This is a genomic window from Saxibacter everestensis (assembly GCF_025787225.1).
GTDB lineage: Bacteria > Actinomycetota > Actinomycetes > Actinomycetales > Brevibacteriaceae > Saxibacter > Saxibacter everestensis.
Genome location: NZ_CP090958.1, coordinates 2,018,803 through 2,035,757 on the forward strand (window position 1 = coordinate 2,018,803; position 16,955 = coordinate 2,035,757).

Genomic DNA, 16,955 nt, shown 5'->3' on the forward strand with positions numbered 1-16,955 from the left:
GCCGACCGCCTAGCGACCCTGCTGCCGGCCGCACGCTGGCCCCCGCAGCCAGATGCCCCCGGATAAAGCAGCTCGACCCCGCACATCGGATGTGCGGGGTCGAGCTGCTTTATCCGGTCTCGGCAGAACCTAGGCCGACTTCTCGTTCCGTTCGACCTCTTCGGTCTTACCGCGCGGAACCAGGGTCGGGCTGACGTTCTCCAGCACGACCTCCTTGGTGATAACCACGCGGGCGACATCGTCACGGCTCGGCACATCGAACATGACCGGCTGCAGCACCTCTTCCATAATGGAGCGCAATCCACGCGCCCCGGTGCCCCGAATCAATGCCTGGTCGGCGATCGCCTCAAGCGCCTCACCGTCAAAGGACAACTCGACGCCGTCGAGTTCGAACATTCTCTCGTACTGCTTGACCAAGGCGTTCTTGGGAGTCCGCAGGATCTCCATCAGCGCCGGGCGATCCAGGTTGGTCACGGTGGTGAGAACCGGAAGCCGGCCAATGAACTCTGGAATCAGCCCGAACTTCAGCAGGTCTTCGGGCATCACATCACTGAACAGGTCTGATTCGTCGTTCTTTGAGTGCAGGATCGAACCAAAACCGATGCCCTGCTTACCCTTCCGCCCGGAGATAATATCGTCCAGCCCGGCGAAGGCACCGGCCACGATGAACAGCACGTTCGTGGTGTCGATCTGGATGAATTCCTGGTGCGGGTGCTTACGACCTCCCTGCGGAGGCACTGATGCGGTTGTACCCTCGAGAATCTTCAGCAGGGCCTGCTGGACTCCCTCTCCGGAGACGTCGCGGGTGATCGAAGGGTTCTCCGACTTTCGGGCGATCTTGTCGATCTCGTCGATATAGATGATGCCTGTCTCGGCCTTGGCGACGTCGTAATCGGCAGCCTGGATCAGCTTCAGCAGGATGTTCTCGACGTCCTCACCGACGTAGCCTGCCTCGGTGAGCGCAGTGGCGTCGGCTACCGCGAATGGCACGTTCAACCGGCGAGCCAGGGTTTGCGCAAGGTAGGTCTTGCCGCATCCGGTCGGGCCGACCAGCAGAATGTTCGACTTCGCCAGTTCGACCTGTTCGCCGTGCGCCGTCGACTCCTGCCCGGCCCGGATCCGCTTGTAGTGGTTGTAAACCGCCACCGACAGCGCCTTCTTGGCCGGAACCTGACCGACGACGTATTCCTGCAGGAACTCAAAAATTTCCCGCGGTTTCGGAAGATCGACGAGTTCCATCTCGTCGGACTCTGCAAGCTCCTCTTCGATGATCTCGTTGCAAAGGTCGATGCACTCGTCACAGATGTAGACACCCGGACCAGCGATAAGCTTCTTAACCTGTTTCTGGCTTTTTCCGCAGAACGAGCATTTCAGCAAGTCTGCGCCTTCTCCCACGCGAGCCACGAAACACGTCCTTTCAACTGGCGACTCTTCGAACCGAGGCCACACCTAAAAACTACAACTTCCACAATCCCACATCCAGGGACAGTGCGCTGCCAACTGGTCTGCCAACTGCGTGTCGGTAGGTTCGATCTTACCTATTCCTACCGACACGCGATCGACATTACTTTCTGGTGAGCGACGCGAGCTGCTTCCGCGATGACAGCACCTGATCGACCAGGCCGTAGTCCTTCGCTTCCTCCGCCGTCAGGAAGAGGTCACGCTCGATGTCGTCACTGACCTCTTTCGGGGTCTTGTGTGAGTGGTCAGACAGCGTCTGCTCCATCCAGGTACGCATCCGCAGCACCTCACGCGCCTGAATCTCGATATCCGAGGCCTGGCCCTGACCCGATCCGGACATCGCCGGCTGGTGAATCAGCAGCCGGGCGTTGGGCAGCGCGAGGCGCTTTCCCTGAGTTCCAGCAGCCATCAGGACCGCGGCGGCTGAGGCCGCCTGGCCGAGGCAGACCGTCTGGATCTCCGGCTTGATGTACTGCATCGTGTCGTAGATGGCGGTCATCGCTGTGAAGGAGCCGCCGGGAGAATTGATGTAAAGCGTGATGTCCCGATCGGGATCCTGGCTCTCCAGCACCAGAAGCTGGGCCATGACGTCATCGGCGGAGGTGTCGTCCACCTGGACACCGAGGAAGATCACCCGGTCTTCAAAGAGCTTGGTGTACGGATCCTGGCGCTTGAAACCGTATGGGGTCCGCTCTTCGAATTGCGGCATAACGTAACGCGCCTGCGGCTGGTAGGCCGGATTCAGCGCCGACGATGGGTTCAGATTGTGGTTCATAAGGTCTCCTCGCTCAAAAACTTGTATTCAGATATCGAAGCCGGCGGATTGCGACCTCAGCTGTCGGTCCCTGCGCCGTCGCGGACATCCCCGGCGCTTGACACGACCTGATCGACGAAGCCGTAGTCGAGGGCCTCTTCTGCGGTGAACCAGTGGTCGCGATCGTTGTCCTTCAGGATCTGCTCGACGCTCTTCCCGGTCTGTATCGCGGTCAGCTCCGCCATCTGCTGCTTCATGTGCAGAATCAGCTCGGCCTGGATCTTGATGTCGGTAGCGGTTCCCCCGATCCCACCAAGCGGCTGATGCATCAGGACCCGGGTGTGCGGCGTGACGTACCGTTTCCCGCGGGTTCCCGAAGAGAGCAGGAACTGTCCCATCGAGGCCGCCATGCCCATTCCTACCGTTGCGACATCCGGCTGCACGAACTGCATGGTGTCGTAGATCGCCATGCCCGCTGTGACCGATCCGCCCGGTGAATTGATGTAGAGCCAAATATCTTTGTCAGGATCTTCGGCTGCGAGCAGCAGCATCTGTGCGCAGATGGTGTTGGCGTTATCGTCGCGGACCTCCGAGCCCAGCCAGATAATCCGCTCCTTCAGGAGCCGGTTGAAGATGTGATCGTCGAGTCCCATTCCCTGCTGCGTCGTGGCAGCGCGGTCGTTAGGGCTGACAGTGGCTGAAAGTTGCTGGCTCACGTTATAACTCCCGTACGTATTGAAGGCCGGCGCCTTCGACTTCGTTTGGCCTGTGCCTTGGACAATAACCCGACTGTTGACGATAAAAGTCCCGAAACCGGCGCTGTTCGCCAACAGCGCACGATTTCGGCGCCTTCTTCAGCTGCCGGCAGACAATCACGAAAAGTGCCGCAGTCCGCCGAGATGACAAAGGCCGGTTGCAGAACAAAGCTGTTCCACAACCGGCCCTTCGAACTGCTACAGCCGAACGTCTGCCGGATCTACCGCGTCGGACTCGCCGTCCTCGTCGTCGACTGCCTCCGGGGCATCATCCGTGGCTTCCGCGCCTGCGGGACGGACGAAGGAGCTTAGGTCTACGGGTACACCGGTGGTGTCGACCACGGTTGCCTTTTCCAGCACCGCTGCGAGTGCCTTGCGGCGGCCGACCTCGGCGACCATCGCTGGAACCTGCCCACCCTGATCGATCGCCTGGGCGAACTCGTTCGGGTTCATGCCGTACTGCTGGGCTGCCGAGATCAGGTACTCGATCAGTTCTTCCTGGGAGACGTTGACGTCTTCCTTCTCAACGATGGTGTCGAGCACGAACTGGGTGCGAAGGCTCTTCTCGGTTTCGGCCGTGACCTCGGAGCGATGCTCCTCGTCGTCGGTGCGGCTTTCGCCTTCCAGGTGACGATCGACCTCGGCCTGGACAACCGACTCGGGAACCGGAATGTCGGTGACCTCGAGCAGCTGCTCGAGAACTTTGTCACGGGCGGCAACGCCCTGTTCGAAGGTCTTGGCCTTGGCGGCCTGCCCGCGCAGGTCTTCCTTCAATTCTTCGAGTGTGTCGAATTCGCTGGCGAGCTGGGCGAAATCGTCATCAGCCTCCGGAAGCTCGCGCACCTTGACCGACTGAAGCGTGACCCGCACCTGAGCCTCTTCGCCTTCGTGCTCCCCACCGGCAAGCTTCGAGGCAAAAACCGTCTCTTCGCCGGCACTGAGGCCGTCGAGCGCCTCATCCAGGCCATCCAGCATCGTGCCGGCGCCGACCTGATAGGAGATGCCCGAAGCGGTATCGACCTCTTCGCCGTCGACCTCGGCTGCGATATCGATGGAGACGAAGTCATCGGTTGCAGCGGGCCGCTCGACCGGAGTCAGGGTGCCGAACCGGCCGCGCAGCTCGTCAAGTTCCTTGCTGACATCCTCGTCGGTGACCTCAGTGGCATCGACCTCGACCCTGATCGAGCTGTACTCCGGCAGGGTGACCTCTGGTCGCACATCGACCTCGACGGTGAATTTCAGTTCACCTTCGTCCTTGCCGTCAAGACCCGGAACTTCACTGACCTCAACCTCGGGCGTGCCCAGCGGCTTGAGATCGTTTTCGGTGATCGCATCGCGGTAGAACGTATCGAGACCGTCATTGACGGCTTCCTGTAGTACGGCTGGACGTCCGACACGCTGATCGATGATGCGTGTGGGAACCTTGCCCTTGCGGAAACCGGGAACCTGAATCTGCTCGGAGATCGACTTGTATGCCTTATCGATGCTCGGCTTGAGCTCGTCGAAGGGAACCTCGACGGACAGCTTCACCCGAGTGGGGTTCAAAGTTTCGACGGCGCTCTTCACAGTGATGCCTCTCAGTTTCGTTTGTTTGATTTCATCGCAGCGGATTCATGCAGCCCTGCGACGGCCAAAAGACGCTTAACGTGAACGAGGCATGGTCTGCACCATGCCTCGCAACGTTTACGTGTCGGGGTGACAGGATTTGAACCTGCGACCCTCTGGTCCCAAACCAGATGCGCTACCAAGCTGCGCTACACCCCGTGACACTGAAATTTATCCTAAAGGTTGCGCAGGGCAAAACGCACATCGGAACAACCCTGCGAAAGCGATTATTACTTCACGCGCAACTGCGCTACAGTTATGTCCGCCCAGGGGATGTAGCTCAATGGTAGAGCCTCAGTCTTCCAAACTGATGGTGCGGGTTCGATTCCCGTCATCCCCTCCAAGGTAGAAGCCCCGGCATTTGCGGCTGTTAAACCGCTGATGACCGGGGTTTTTGCGTACCCGGGCCTGGCCGTGAATGCACCGGCAGCCCGATCGGACGGCCCGGCGCCGCAGTGAAACGCCGCTGCCTCCCTTACCTTTTTCTTGCCTTCCGGTAGGTCGGCGCAGTGATAAGTATCGCAATCCGCAGTTTTCTTGTTCGCGCTCGGCTGAACTTCCCCGGGCTTGGAATGTGCTCGGGCCGTAGCCGGACTCTGTTACCGCTCATGACGACATTGCTGCGCAGGCGCACGTTGATGATCATGATGGATCCCACCCGCGGCTTTCATCCGGTTGCCCGAAGCACCTGCGATTGGTCCCTCCTTAAGCAACATCCGACTCTCGAAGGCACAGATCATTGACTGCATCGACTTCCACTACACGTGACTACGTCCCGTCCGGCCCGTTTGCGGGCCGCTTTGGTCCGGCGATCGCACTGAAGTCCCGCGAAACCGGCAGGTTGACCGAGCTTGGCCCCTTCAGCATCGACCCGGAAACGTTCGGTCCGCTTGAGGTCGCCTACGACTTCGGCCCGGTGACTCGAAAAGACATCGAAGCAGGGCCGGCCTCGTTGTGGCGCTATGCCCCGCTACTCCCGGTCCCTCGCACGGCTGAGGAACGGCCCGCCGACCTCAGCCCCGGCTGGACCCGGCTGCTGAAGTCGGAGAATCTAGCCCGGCGGCTGAACCTGAAGAACCTGTGGATCAAGGATGATCGGGACAATCCGACTCATTCCTTCAAAGACCGGGTGGTCGCCACCGCTCTCGCCGCCGCGAAAACGCTCGGCTACACGACACTCTCCTGCGCTTCGACAGGCAACCTGGCAAACGCCGTGGCCGCGGCGTCCGCCCGGGCCGGCATCGATTCGGTCGTCTTCATTCCGGAGAACCTGGAGCAGGGCAAGATTCTGACATCGGCCGCCTACGGCACAAAGCTGATCGCGATCAAAGGGAACTACGACGACGTCAACCGGCTGTGCTCTGAAATTGCAGACGACCGCGACGACTATGGCTTCGTCAACGTCAATCTCCGGGCCTACTACGCCGAGGGATCGAAGACGCTCGGCTATGAGATTGCGGAGCAACTCGGCTGGCGACTGCCCGACCAGGTCGTCATCCCGGTGGCCTCGGGCTCTTTGCTGACGAAAGTCGACAAGGCGTTCCAGGAACTCATCGCGCTGGGTCTTGTCGAGGCTAAGCCGTACCGGATCTTCGGGGCGCAGGCAACGGGCTGCTCCCCCGTCGCGGAGGCGTTCGACGCCGGCTGGGATGTGGCGAAGCCGGTACGACCCGACACGATCGCGAAATCACTTGCGATCGGCAATCCCGCCGACGCTCCGTTCGTTCTGGATATCGTCCGCCGCACCGGCGGGGCGGTCGCGGCTGTCAGCGACGCCGAAATCGTTGCCGGCATCCGTCTGCTCGCCGAAACGGAAGGCGTCTTCGCCGAAACCGCCGGCGGGGTCACGGTGGCGAACCTGGTGAAGCTGCTGGATGACGGACGACTGGATCCGGATGCCGAAACCGTCGTGATCAATACCGGTGACGGCCTGAAGACGCTTGATGCCATAGCCGACCATGTCGGTCCGGCCGCGACGATCGACCCGGATCTGCGGATATTCCGGCAGACGATCGCGGCGCTCTAGTCGCGGCGCTTACACGCTTGCACGCTCGAACATGAACGACGACCCAATCCATCTGATCTAGGAGTATTGACGATGACGAACACGAACCCGACGGCGCAGTCCGACACGACGGTGAACCCGACGAACGAGCCCGGGGCACAGAGCACGATCCGCTTGCCGACAATTTTGCGCAACTACACGAACGGCAATGCCGAGGTCCCTGTCGCAGGGGCCACGCTCGGCGACGCTATCGACGATCTGGAGCAGAACTATCCCGGCCTGCGCGCCCGGATCCTCGACGACAATGGCGACATCCGCCGCTTCGTCAATGTCTACGTCAACGACGAGGACGTCCGATTCGCCGGTGGACCGCAGACGGCGCTGCCCGCAGGCTCGTCGGTATCGGTGCTCGCGGCGGTTGCCGGCGGCTGAACTGCTGCTCCTTGTAGATCGCTGTGCCGGTGGCGGCTTCGCTGGCTCGGTGACTTCGCGCCGCCAATTTACTGCCGGGCGGTAGACAGTGGCGGCTGGGGTTTCCCGGAAGCCAAGTAAGCGCCGCCGGGTAAGCAAGGGCTTACTTCCTTGACCTCTGGGCTCAGAGTCGTAGTATCTAAACATCTTCCATATTTGGAATGTGTATAAATACAGCTGAGGCTTACCTTACCGGCTTCGCTGCGCATACCGATTCAGCTGACTGTACTCAAGGAGCGACTTATGTCTGTCACGACCAACACCGCCGCAACCACCACCGCAACGGTTGCCCAGCTGCTCAACCCGCTGGTTGCCGAGCTGAGCGCCCTCTCACTTGTCGGCAAGCAAGCCCACTGGCACGTTCGCGGTGGTACGTTCCTCGCCGTGCACGAATACCTGGACACGCTGGTCGATGACGTGCGCGAGTGGGCCGACACAGTGGCCGAACGCGTGGTTGCCCTTGGCGCACCCACTGACGGTCGTCCGGCGATTGCCGCCTCAGCGGCGACGGCTGCCTACCCGGAGGGCTTCGTCTCCACGGAACAGACCCTTGATCTGATCGTCGAAGCTCTCGACAAGGTCATCGCGCTCGGTCGCGAGGCTCAGCCGGCACTCGGCGAAGCAGATGCCATGAGCGAGGATGTCGTCATCGAGGTACTGCGCGGCCTGGACAAGCACCGCTGGTTCTTCGACGCCCAGCGTGGCTAAGTCCCAGCGCGGTTAATGTCCACGGTGCCCGTTGGGCACACGTTCGCACACACCATTCGCGTGCACACCTATGGAGGCCGGCGTTCTGCGGTTATGGCCCAGCCATCCCGCGGAACGCCGGCATTTGCCGACATATGACTCATCACATTCTTGAACCAGCGGAGCTGGCCGAACGTCTTCGACAGTCCGGCTTGCGCTCCACGGCGCCCAGGCGCGCCGTCTATCAGGCCCTGGCCGAGCTCGGCGGGCATCGCTCGGCCGACGAGGTCACCGTCCATACCGCGGCCAACGGGCCGAAACTACCCCGGGCAAGCGTTTATAACGCGCTGTCGACTCTGGTCTCCATCGGGCTCGTGATGCAGGCCGAAACCGGTTCCGGCACGGCGCTCTACGAGGTCGCCTCCGACTACCACCATCATCTCCTGTGCCGCAATTGCGGGGCGGTGACCGATGTGCCGGGCGAATCCCCCCGTGAGTACCTGCGGGTCAGGGTCGCGGGCGCTCTCGTCGAATCGGCACAGATCGTCTATCGGGGCCTGTGCCCCGACTGCTACGCCGGGATGGCTGCGCACGACGCACGGCAGGACGTTCGCGGCTGAGGCTCAGGGACGTCCGCTTCCGACCAGGTGGCAGCTACGGGGCGACGCGATCCGATTCGTACTTCGAGATGACGTCGATGCGTCGCTGATGGCGGGGCTCAGCACTGAATTCCTCGGCAAGAAACGCGTCAACAATGCTCAGCGCCTCGGCTTCGCTGTGCTGCCTGGATCCGACGGCGACAACATTCGCATCATTGTGTTGCCGGCCGAGCTTGGCGGTATCGATATTCCAAGCCAAAGCCGCGCGCACTCCCGAGACCTTGTTGGCCGCGATCTGTTCGCCGTTGCCCGATCCGCCGATCACAACGCCTAGCGCGTTGACCCCGGCTTCCCTATCGCTCACCACGCCAAGTCCAGCCGCAATGCAGAAGGCAGGATAGTCATCCTGGGCGTCGTAGTCAGTCGCCCCATGATCGACGACATCGTGGCCAATTTCACTGAGATGCTTCGCCAGGGCTTCCTTGAATTCGAAGCCGGCATGGTCTGTTCCGAGGTGTACGCGCATGCACTTATTCTGACATGTGGATGGTGGCGTCATTCCACTGCGCGCTATCCGGTTGCCGGTCACTATTCCACTGCCGGTAGAAGTGGTGCACCGGGCCATGACCGCCTGGCCCGCCGACCGATAGCTGTCCGCTGGCCCGGAGCGCGCCGGTGAGATAAGCCTTCGCGGCCCGCACTGCCGCGGGCAGGTCGCCATCGAGTTGTGGGAGCAAGGTCGCGACGGCGGCCGAGAGAGTGCACCCGGTGCCGTGGGTTGACCGCGTGTCGACCCGAGGCGCCTCCAGCCAGTGGCACTCCCGCTCGCCGAGGCCTCCGGCCACCGCGCCGGGCCGGACACCAGGCTCGGCCCTGTCTGACAAAACCCTGTCTGACGACACCCTCTGTGACGACACCCTGCGTGTCAGCAAAAGGTCCGGGCAGATTTCGCCGGGCAGGTGACCGCCCTTCAGCAGGACGGCACCTGGTCCGAGTTCCAGCAGCCTGCCCGCCAGGTTAGCCATCTGTTCCCGGTCGACCGGCTCAGGCTGTTCGGTGAGGTCCGCAGCTTCCGGAAGGTTAGGAGTGACCAGGTCGGCAAGCGGCAACAGATCGGTTCGCAGCGCCGAAACCGCGTCGGCCGCCAGCAGCCGGTGGCCGCTCTTGGCAACCATGACCGGGTCCAGAACTACATACGGCAATGGATGCTCACCGAGTACGCCGGCCACCGCCTCGATCACGTCCCTGGATCCGAGCATGCCAATCTTCACCGCATCGATCCGCACGTCCGCCAGCAGGTTTCGCAACTGCGCAGCGACGAATGCGGGTGGTATTCGCAAGACTTCCGCCACGCCCTGGGTATTCTGGGCAACCAGAGCAGTGATGACGCTGGTGCCATATCCGCCCAGCGCCGAGAACGTCTTCAGGTCCGCCTGGATGCCTGCCCCGCCACTTGGGTCGGTACCGGCGATCGTCAGAATGTTCCTGATCTCGCCCATGGCTACTCCGCCACCGAAGCCGTTGAACGAGCGATAATTCCTTCCGCCCCGACCGGCCAGCGCTCAAGTCGCCAGGCAGCATCCCAGAACATCCATTCGAACTGGGCACCCCGGAAGTATGCCTTGCGCAAGGCGAGACGCTCACGCTCTCCAGCGTCGCGAGCCCAGGTATCCGCATAACCCAGCACCTGTTCCACGAGGCCGGCGAATTCCGGAGCCGCGTACGTATCAATCCAACGGGCGAACAATGGGTCCGGTGATGAAGCCCGCTGCATCGCCGCACCCACTTCTGCGTAGATCCAGTAGCACGGCAATACCGCACCGAGCGCCTCGGCGAACGACCCCGAGCCGGCGGACTTCAGCAAGAAATCCGTATACGCCACGGTTGTCGGACTGGCCGGCAAGTCGCCCGGCCGGGCATCGCCAAGGCGTGGCAGAAGCTGATCGAGAAGTTCCTGGTGCAGGCCGGATTCCTCTGCCAATGCGCCGACGGCGCCCGAGGCGAATATCCTGATGCCTTCCGAGTCTGGTGCCCGCCCTGCGAGCGCGGCAAGCGCCTGCGCATACTTGCCCAGATACAGCGAGTCCTGCGCCAAATAGCTGCCGAACCGGACCGGATCCAATGACCCGTCGCCTAAACCCGCGATGAACGGATGCGCCAGGATCTGGTCGAATATTTCCGCGGTGTCCGCCCATAACACCGCACGGAGCGGCAACTCCGAGTCGTCTGCGGGGTTGGTCGCCGGAGCCGGGCGGGACGTTCCGGGGTGCAGCACGGTGCTCATCTGTCTCCTCTTCCTTCGCCGGTACTAGCCGGAGCAGGTTCAACGGTCGGCGCCTGATGCGCCCTCTCAGCCTTTCGGCTCCCGTGGTGATGCTGCCTACCCTAGCGTCGGCTGTGCTTCCGCGTCGAGGGGGCCAAGTTCGGCGCGCAGTTTCTGCGCCGCGTCGGTCGGATTGCTGGCATCCGTTATCGCACGGACCACAACGACACGCTGTGCGCCGGCATCGCGTACCTGGCCAATCGTCGAGTGATCGATGCCGCCGATGGCGAACCACGGCCGGCTTGACTGCCGCCTGGCGGATTCTTCATGGGCGAAGCGGACGAGTTCGAGGCCGACGGCGGCGCGGCCGGGCTTTGTGGGTGTCGACCAGACCGGGCCGGTGCAGAAGTAGTCCAAGCCCGGCTGGTCGACCGCGGCGGCAGTTTCTTCCGGCCGGTGAGTCGACAGCCCGAGGATGGCGTCGTCGCCGAGCAGGCTGCGTGCCGCAGGGACCGGCAGATCGTCCTGGCCCAGGTGGAGCACGGGTGCGCCCGAGAGCCGGGCGATATCGGCGCGGTCATTCACGGCGTGCAGTGCGCCATGACGAGCCGCTGCCGCCGCGAAGAGCTCGAGCAGTTCAAGCTCCTCCCGGGCCTCGATCGACTTGTCCCGAAGCTGCACGATGTCCACTCCCCCGGCCAGTGCCGCGTCGAGGAACTGCTCAAGGTCGCCCTGATCCCGTCGGGAGTCCACACACAGGTAGAGCTGCGCCGTCGTCAGCCGGCGGGCACGTGACCCCACGGAATCGACAGACCGTGACTCGGGATTCTGATGCGTCATCTGGCTCTCCTGTTAGCGGGTTGGACCTCGCCTCGAAGCTATACCATCGCCTCTAGGTGCCTCCGCCGTGCTCCCTGAGTCCGGCGACAGGATAAACTTAAGAATTCCCACGGGAGCCCGAACGGGCTGAGAGGGCGTTGCGAACGCCGACCGTTGAACCTGCTCCGGGTAATTCCGGCGAAGGGAGGCCAGATTGCAGAATTCAAGCGACGTCGTCGTAGTAGGTGCCGGCATCGTCGGGCTGTCGATCGCGTGGCGGGCTTCGCAATGCGGGCTGTCCGTCACCGTGATCGATCCGTCCCCTGCGGAGGGCGCATCGCGCGCAGCGGCCGGGATGCTTGCCGCAACAAGCGAGCTGACCTATCAGGAAACAGACCTGTTAGCGCTGAACCTGGCATCGATGCGGCGCTGGCCCGGGTTTGTGACCGATCTCGAGGAAGCAACCGGCCACCGGCTCGGCTACAGCACATCGCCAACGCTTGTGGTGGGGGCAGATGCTGCGGATCGAGCGACCTTGGCCGATCTCGCGGAGTTCCAGGCCAAACTTGGATTGAGTCCCAGCCGCCTGCCGATCAGCGAACTAAGGCAACGCGAACCGCTGATCGGGCCGGCCATCACCTCTGCCTGGCAGATCGACGCCGACCACCACGTCGATCCGCGTCGGGTGACGACCGCGCTGCGGGCGGCCCTGTGCCAGGCCGGCGCGCGTATCGTCACCGACCGGGTGCTTCGGGTCATCTGCTCATCCGACAGGTCATCCGTCCGTGCGGTCGCCACGGCAGCCGGTCAGACCGTCCATGCGGACAGGGTAGTGCTTGCCGCAGGCCTGGGCACCGGGAGAATCTCCGGTATCGGTGACGCGGTCTCCTTCCCGATTAGAGCCGTGCACGGAGAGATCCTGAGGCTGCGTGCTCCCGCATCCATGCCGGCGTTCCTCGCCGGAACGGTTCGGGCAAGCGTTCATTCCCGTCCGGTCTACCTGGTGCCTCGGGACAACGGCGAGATCGTGATCGGAGCGACCTCCCGTGAGGATGAGAACGAGGGCGTCGCTGCAGGCGGGGTCTATCAGCTGCTTCGTGACGCGCAGGTTGTCGCGCCTGCGGTCGGCGAGCTTGAGCTGACCGAGTCCCTGGCACGCGCCCGGCCGTCGACGCCGGACAATCGGCCACTGCTCGGAACGTCGGCAAACCTGCCGGAGGGACTCGTAGTGGCCGCCGGCTTCTTCAGGCACGGAATCCTGCTGACCCCGGTGGCGTCGGACCTCGTGGCGGCCGGATTGTGCGACGCACAGCTGACGGCCGAGCCCGGCCTAGACCCTTCGGCCGCCGAACCGCGGTCCCGGGACGCGGCTATCGACCTGACGCCTTTCGACCCCGGCCGCTTCGGCCACCCGTCCCTAGAGACCGACCTAGAACCCGCAACTATGCCAGGAGCGCAGCATGTCCACCCAAGCCACGGTTAATGGCACGCCGATCACGCTGACCGCCGAAACGAGCCTGCTCGATGTCGTCGCCTCAACCCTCGAGCGCCGGCTCAATCCCGATGGCCGGCCGGTTGATGGCGGAAGGCTTGGTGTGGCTGTTGCAGTTGACGGGGAAGTCGTGCCCCGTGGATCGTGGAGCGACCGCAGGCTCAGCGGCGGCGAACGGCTCGAAATCGTCACTGCAGTCCAGGGAGGCTGAAATGTCCACCGAACAAAGCCAGACCACACCAACGACCGTCACCAGCGGGAATTCAGCTGTCGAGGGCACCGCCGGGCAGCCCCTGGTGATCGACGGCTTCGAACTGCGCTCACGCCTCGTGATGGGCACCGGCGGCGCGCCGAGTTTCACATCGCTCGCCGACGCGCTGACCGCTTCGGGGACCGAGTTGACCACCGTCGCCATGCGCAGGTATTCGCCGGCTGCGGCCGGTTCGCTCTTCGAGTTGATCGATTCGCTCGGCATCCGCGTCCTGCCGAACACTGCCGGTTGCTACACCGCACATGAAGCGGTGTTGACCGCGCGGCTCGCCCGGGAGGCGCTGGAGACGGACTGGGTGAAGCTTGAGGTGATTGCCGATGAGGAAACCCTGCTGCCGGACCCGATCGAACTCGTTGCCGCGGCCGAACAGCTGGTGGCCGATGGTTTCACCGTGCTGGCGTACACCAATGACGATCCGGTGCTGGCAAAGCGCCTGGAAGGACTGGGCTGCGCGGCCGTGATGCCGCTCGGAGCACCTATCGGCACCGGGCTGGGCATCCTCAATCCGCACAATATCGAGCTGATCGTCTCACGGGCCGAGGTACCGATAATCCTGGACGCCGGAATCGGCACCGCGTCGGACGCCGCTCTCGCGATGGAACTGGGCTGCGACGGAGTCCTGCTGGCAACAGCCGTCACTCGGGCGCAGAATCCCGCCGCTATGGCTTCCGCATTCAATCACGCCGTTCAAGCTGGCTACCTGGCCCGCCATGCCGGCCGGATCCCGCGCCGGGAACACGCGCAGGCGTCATCGCAGATGACGGACCGGCCCGATCTTTAACCCGGGCTGGATCTCACCTACAGAACGGCCGGACTGGCCTCACCTTCAGGCTGACTGGGCTGGCTTCCTTCATCCGGCCAGGACCGACTTCACTCATCCGGCCAGGACCCCTTCCCCCAGCCGGCCGGGCTAGCTTCCCCTCGGTCCCGGCGAGGGCCACTTCCGTGAGCCGGGCCTGTCTAGTCCCCTCAGCCGACCGGAGCGACGAAGATGCAGAACGGGTGGCCAGCGGGGTCGGCGTAGACATACAGCGGCTCGTCCGGATCGTCGAAGCGGTCCCGCAGCAGACGCGCGCCAAGTTCCAGTGCCCGGCGGTGCTGGGCGGACAGCTTCTCGGCATCGGGTACCGACAGGTCCAGGTGCAGCATTTGCGGCCGTTCGCCGGTCGGCCAGGTGGGTTCGGGGAGCTCGTCGACCTGCTGGAATGCGAGCCCAACGCCATCGACGCCACGAAGGACAAGCCAGTCCTGTCCGCGGACATCCTCCACGCCTGCCGGCGGCGGCTCGTCACCTGTCCGGTATTTCAGGCCGAGCAGCTCACGGTAGAACTCGGCCAGCCGGCGGGCGTCGGTGCAATCCAGGACAACCGACCGCAGCAGCGGAAAACTATCGTTCATGGTGCTCTCCCTCGATCCTCGTGTGTCTAATCCGTTGTTTCTAAACTGTTCTCTTCTTTACTAAGCCATTTCTTCCTAAGCCTTTTCTTCCTGCGCCACTGTCCTGCGCTGAACGATCCGATTGAGGAAGTAGAGCGCAATACCGATGGCCAGCAGAATCGCGCCGCGAAGCCAGATCTCGGCTGCCTGCTGGGTCAGCAGGAGTACGCACGAGGCAATGGCCAAACACGGAATGACGACCGGCGCCCGAAAGTGCTTGTGTTCCACCCGGTCCTTACGAAGGACGAGAACTGCCAGGTTGGTGCTCAGGAAAACGAAAAGCAGTAGCAGCACTACCGTTTCGGCGAGCGCGGCGAGATCGCCCGTGAGCACCAGGACCATGGCAATCAGGGTTGTCGCAACGATAGCTACCCATGGAGTCCGGCGTTTCGGTAATACCCGGCCCAGCACGGAGGGAAGTAGGCCCTCCTCCGCCATCCCGAATGTCAGCCTGCTCGCCATGATCATGGTCAGCAGGGCGCCGTTTGCCACCGCGACGAGCGCGATCAGGCTGAAAAGCCATGCGGGTATGCCGAGCCCGGTCGCCTGGACGACCGCAAGCAGGGGGCCGCTGGAGGATGCGAGATCATCGGCGGGAAGAGCAGCGGCGGCTACGACCCCGATCAGCACGTAGACCAGTCCTGCGGTGAGCAGCGCGGCGAAGAGCGCCCGCGGATACACCCGCGCGGGATTGCGGATCTCTTCGGCGACGTTGGCGGAGACTTCGAATCCGACGAACGAATAGTAGGCGATCAGGGAGGCGGCCAGAACAGCAGTGGCAGGCTGGACACCGTCGGGGAACCTGGAAACCTGTTCCGGGTTGCCACCGCCGCCGAGCACGAAAACAGCAACCGCGACAACAACCAGGACCAGCCCCGAGAGCTCGATGATCGTCATCACGACGTTGCTGCGCAGCGACTCTTTGATCCCGCGGGCGTTGAGTGCGGCGACCAGCGCCAGGAAGACCAGCGCGGCGGGCACCCTGGGTACGTCGAGAAAGGTGCTGAGATAGTCCCCGCTGAAGGCCAGCGAGAGACCCGCCGCACTGGTTACTCCGGCCGCCAGCATGCAATAGCCGACCAGGAATGAGACGACCGGTTTCCGGTATGCACGCTGGGCGAAAACCGCGGCTCCCCCGGCCTTTGGATACTTACTCACCAGCTCCGCGTATGACGCCGCGGTGAGTAGCGCGAGCAATAGCGCAATCACGAGCGGCACCCAGATCGCTCCACCGACTTCGGCGGCTATCACGCCAACCAGGGCGTAAATGCCGGCGCCGAGCACGTCCCCGAGGATGAACAGATACAGCAGCTTGCCGGTGATGCCCTGGCGGAGTTTTGATTGCGCAGGATTGCCAAGTGTGGTTTCAGGTGTGCCCGATGCCAAGGTGTCTCTCACTTTGTCGTCGAATGAGCGCGGAGCCGGGCCCTGGCTTGACCCTGCCAAGGACTGTACCAGCAGCCGGTCGCCGGGTCGCTGATGCTCGTCCCTGGCACCCAGGCGCCGCACCTCGGCGCTGGTCTCGCCGGCTCAGCGGCCCCGCACCGCAGCCCGGCGCTGCTCCCCTGCCCGTCGCCAACTCAGCTGCCCGGCGCTGCATCCCGGCGCTATGCCTGGCTCAGACCTCGACTAGCTTTCGCCCGGCTCCGGGCAGGTGGCGAGCTCCGCGATCTCCGGCTTTCGGGGCCGAGGCGGAATCGCAAACAACGGCATGAACAGCTGACAGAGCGGTCCGATCGCCAGCACAAACACGACGGTCCCGACGCCGACGTCCCCGCCGAGCAGCCAGCCGGTCAGGAAGACGGCTGCCTCGATACCGGTTCGAACCACCCAGATCGGCCAACCGGTTCGCGCAACCAGTCCGGTCATCAATCCGTCCCGTGGACCCGGGCCGAAGTTTGCCCCGATGTACAGCCCGGTTGACGCCGCCAGCAGCAACAGCCCGCCGGCAAAGAACAGGATGCGCGGCACGAGCTGGCTCGGCTCGGGCAGCAACCAGAGCCCGAACTGAGCGCTTGTGCCGACCAACAGCACATTCGCGACCGTGCCGATGCCTGGCTTCTGCCTGATCGGGATCCACAGCAACAGGATGATCGCGCCAATGATGTTCGACACCCAGCCAAACGCAATTCCGGTCTGGCTGGCCGCGCCGTCACCGAGCACGTCCCACGGGGAGAGTCCGATTCCAGCGTGCACCATGAAGGCAAGCGCCATTCCGTAGCCGAAGAGGCCGACCAGCAGCTGGGAAATTCGTCGTGTCATTTGTCCAGCCTGTGCGTGATTGGACCCTGAATCAATAGCCAATTTCAGACGACTGGCCTTAGACTCGCCAGGTG

General features: G+C 63.3%; 18 protein-coding genes, 2 tRNA genes and 2 riboswitches. Of the genes, 8 read left to right on the plus strand and 12 right to left on the minus strand.

From position 1 onward, the window contains the following. Positions 1-129: 129 nt before the first annotated feature. The 5 genes from clpX to LWF01_RS09725 form a co-directional block, all read right to left on the minus strand. Complete coding sequence (gene clpX, locus LWF01_RS09705) at positions 130-1,404, minus strand: ATP-dependent Clp protease ATP-binding subunit ClpX (RefSeq protein ID WP_349640808.1); 1,275 nt, start codon at positions 1,402-1,404, stop codon at positions 130-132. Positions 1,405-1,564: 160 nt separating this feature from the next. After that, positions 1,565-2,236 (minus strand): ATP-dependent Clp protease proteolytic subunit, encoded by a 672-nt coding sequence (locus LWF01_RS09710; protein WP_349640809.1) that lies wholly within the window; start codon positions 2,234-2,236, stop codon positions 1,565-1,567. A 56-nt stretch (positions 2,237-2,292) separates the two neighbouring features. Continuing rightward, positions 2,293-2,868, minus strand: a complete 576-nt coding sequence (locus LWF01_RS09715; protein WP_349640881.1) for an ATP-dependent Clp protease proteolytic subunit — start codon at positions 2,866-2,868, stop codon at positions 2,293-2,295. A 300-nt stretch (positions 2,869-3,168) separates the two neighbouring features. Then, complete coding sequence (gene tig, locus LWF01_RS09720) at positions 3,169-4,536, minus strand: trigger factor (protein ID WP_349640810.1); 1,368 nt, start codon at positions 4,534-4,536, stop codon at positions 3,169-3,171. Between the two features lie 124 nt (positions 4,537-4,660). After that, a tRNA-Pro gene (locus tag LWF01_RS09725) sits at positions 4,661-4,734 on the minus strand. A gap of 110 nt (positions 4,735-4,844) precedes the next feature. Here LWF01_RS09725 and LWF01_RS09730 point away from each other — a divergent pair. From LWF01_RS09730 to LWF01_RS09750, 5 genes are all read left to right on the plus strand, one after another. Beyond that, a tRNA-Gly gene (locus LWF01_RS09730) sits at positions 4,845-4,918 on the plus strand. A gap of 396 nt (positions 4,919-5,314) precedes the next feature. After that, positions 5,315-6,601, plus strand: coding sequence for a threonine synthase (gene thrC / locus LWF01_RS09735; RefSeq protein WP_349640811.1), 1,287 nt, complete (start codon positions 5,315-5,317; stop codon positions 6,599-6,601). 72 nt (positions 6,602-6,673) lie between these two features. After that, positions 6,674-7,012 carry a MoaD/ThiS family protein gene (locus tag LWF01_RS09740; protein WP_349637211.1) on the plus strand — a complete coding sequence of 113 codons (339 nt, stop codon included), beginning with the start codon at positions 6,674-6,676 and terminating at the stop codon, positions 7,010-7,012. Positions 7,013-7,294: 282 nt separating this feature from the next. After that, on the plus strand, positions 7,295-7,759 hold the full coding sequence (locus tag LWF01_RS09745) for a Dps family protein (protein WP_349637212.1): 465 nt from the start codon (positions 7,295-7,297) through the stop codon (positions 7,757-7,759). Positions 7,760-7,893: 134 nt separating this feature from the next. Then, a complete protein-coding gene (locus LWF01_RS09750; protein WP_349637213.1) occupies positions 7,894-8,358 on the plus strand; it encodes a Fur family transcriptional regulator in 465 nt (154 codons plus the stop codon). 34 nt (positions 8,359-8,392) lie between these two features. Here LWF01_RS09750 and LWF01_RS09755 read toward each other — a convergent pair whose 3' ends face one another. From LWF01_RS09755 to thiE, 4 genes are all read right to left on the minus strand, one after another. Beyond that, positions 8,393-8,863 (minus strand): ribose-5-phosphate isomerase, encoded by a 471-nt coding sequence (locus tag LWF01_RS09755; RefSeq protein ID WP_349637214.1) that lies wholly within the window; start codon positions 8,861-8,863, stop codon positions 8,393-8,395. 4 nt (positions 8,864-8,867) lie between these two features. Further along, the gene (thiD, locus tag LWF01_RS09760; protein ID WP_349637215.1) at positions 8,868-9,836 is read right to left on the minus strand and encodes a bifunctional hydroxymethylpyrimidine kinase/phosphomethylpyrimidine kinase; all 969 of its coding nucleotides are present in this window, start codon (positions 9,834-9,836) and stop codon (positions 8,868-8,870) included. Positions 9,837-9,838: 2 nt separating this feature from the next. After that, positions 9,839-10,621: a TenA family protein gene (locus LWF01_RS09765; protein ID WP_349637216.1), complete on the minus strand. Its 783-nt coding sequence runs from the start codon at positions 10,619-10,621 to the stop codon at positions 9,839-9,841. Beyond that, positions 10,615-10,716: riboswitch (TPP riboswitch) on the minus strand. (Overlaps the previous gene by 7 nt.) Before the next feature lies 1 nt (position 10,717). Beyond that, complete coding sequence (thiE, locus tag LWF01_RS09770) at positions 10,718-11,440, minus strand: thiamine phosphate synthase (protein WP_349637217.1); 723 nt, start codon at positions 11,438-11,440, stop codon at positions 10,718-10,720. Between the two features lie 99 nt (positions 11,441-11,539). Further along, positions 11,540-11,643: riboswitch (TPP riboswitch) on the plus strand. On the opposite strand from thiE, the gene thiO reads away from it, so the two are divergent. The 3 genes from thiO to LWF01_RS09785 all read left to right on the plus strand — a co-directional run bounded on the left by thiO (position 11,634) and on the right by LWF01_RS09785 (position 13,963). Continuing rightward, a complete protein-coding gene (thiO, locus tag LWF01_RS09775; RefSeq protein ID WP_349637218.1) occupies positions 11,634-12,902 on the plus strand; it encodes a glycine oxidase ThiO in 1,269 nt (422 codons plus the stop codon). (Overlaps the previous riboswitch by 10 nt.) Further along, entirely contained in the window at positions 12,880-13,122 is a 243-nt protein-coding gene (gene thiS / locus LWF01_RS09780) for a sulfur carrier protein ThiS (RefSeq protein WP_349637219.1), read from the plus strand. The genes thiO and thiS overlap by 23 nt, the downstream gene beginning before the upstream one ends. A 1-nt stretch (position 13,123) precedes the next feature. Continuing rightward, a complete protein-coding gene (locus LWF01_RS09785) occupies positions 13,124-13,963 on the plus strand; it encodes a thiazole synthase (RefSeq protein ID WP_349637220.1) in 840 nt (279 codons plus the stop codon). Positions 13,964-14,151: 188 nt separating this feature from the next. On the opposite strand, the gene LWF01_RS09790 is transcribed toward LWF01_RS09785, so the two are convergent. The 3 genes from LWF01_RS09790 to yczE all read right to left on the minus strand — a co-directional run bounded on the left by LWF01_RS09790 (position 14,152) and on the right by yczE (position 16,881). Then, on the minus strand, positions 14,152-14,580 hold the full coding sequence (locus LWF01_RS09790) for a VOC family protein (RefSeq protein WP_349637221.1): 429 nt from the start codon (positions 14,578-14,580) through the stop codon (positions 14,152-14,154). Between the two features lie 75 nt (positions 14,581-14,655). Then, a complete protein-coding gene (locus LWF01_RS09795) occupies positions 14,656-16,017 on the minus strand; it encodes an APC family permease (RefSeq protein WP_349637222.1) in 1,362 nt (453 codons plus the stop codon). 231 nt (positions 16,018-16,248) lie between these two features. Beyond that, positions 16,249-16,881, minus strand: coding sequence for a membrane protein YczE (gene yczE / locus LWF01_RS09800; RefSeq protein WP_349637223.1), 633 nt, complete (start codon positions 16,879-16,881; stop codon positions 16,249-16,251). Between the last annotated feature and the right edge of the window lie 74 nt (positions 16,882-16,955).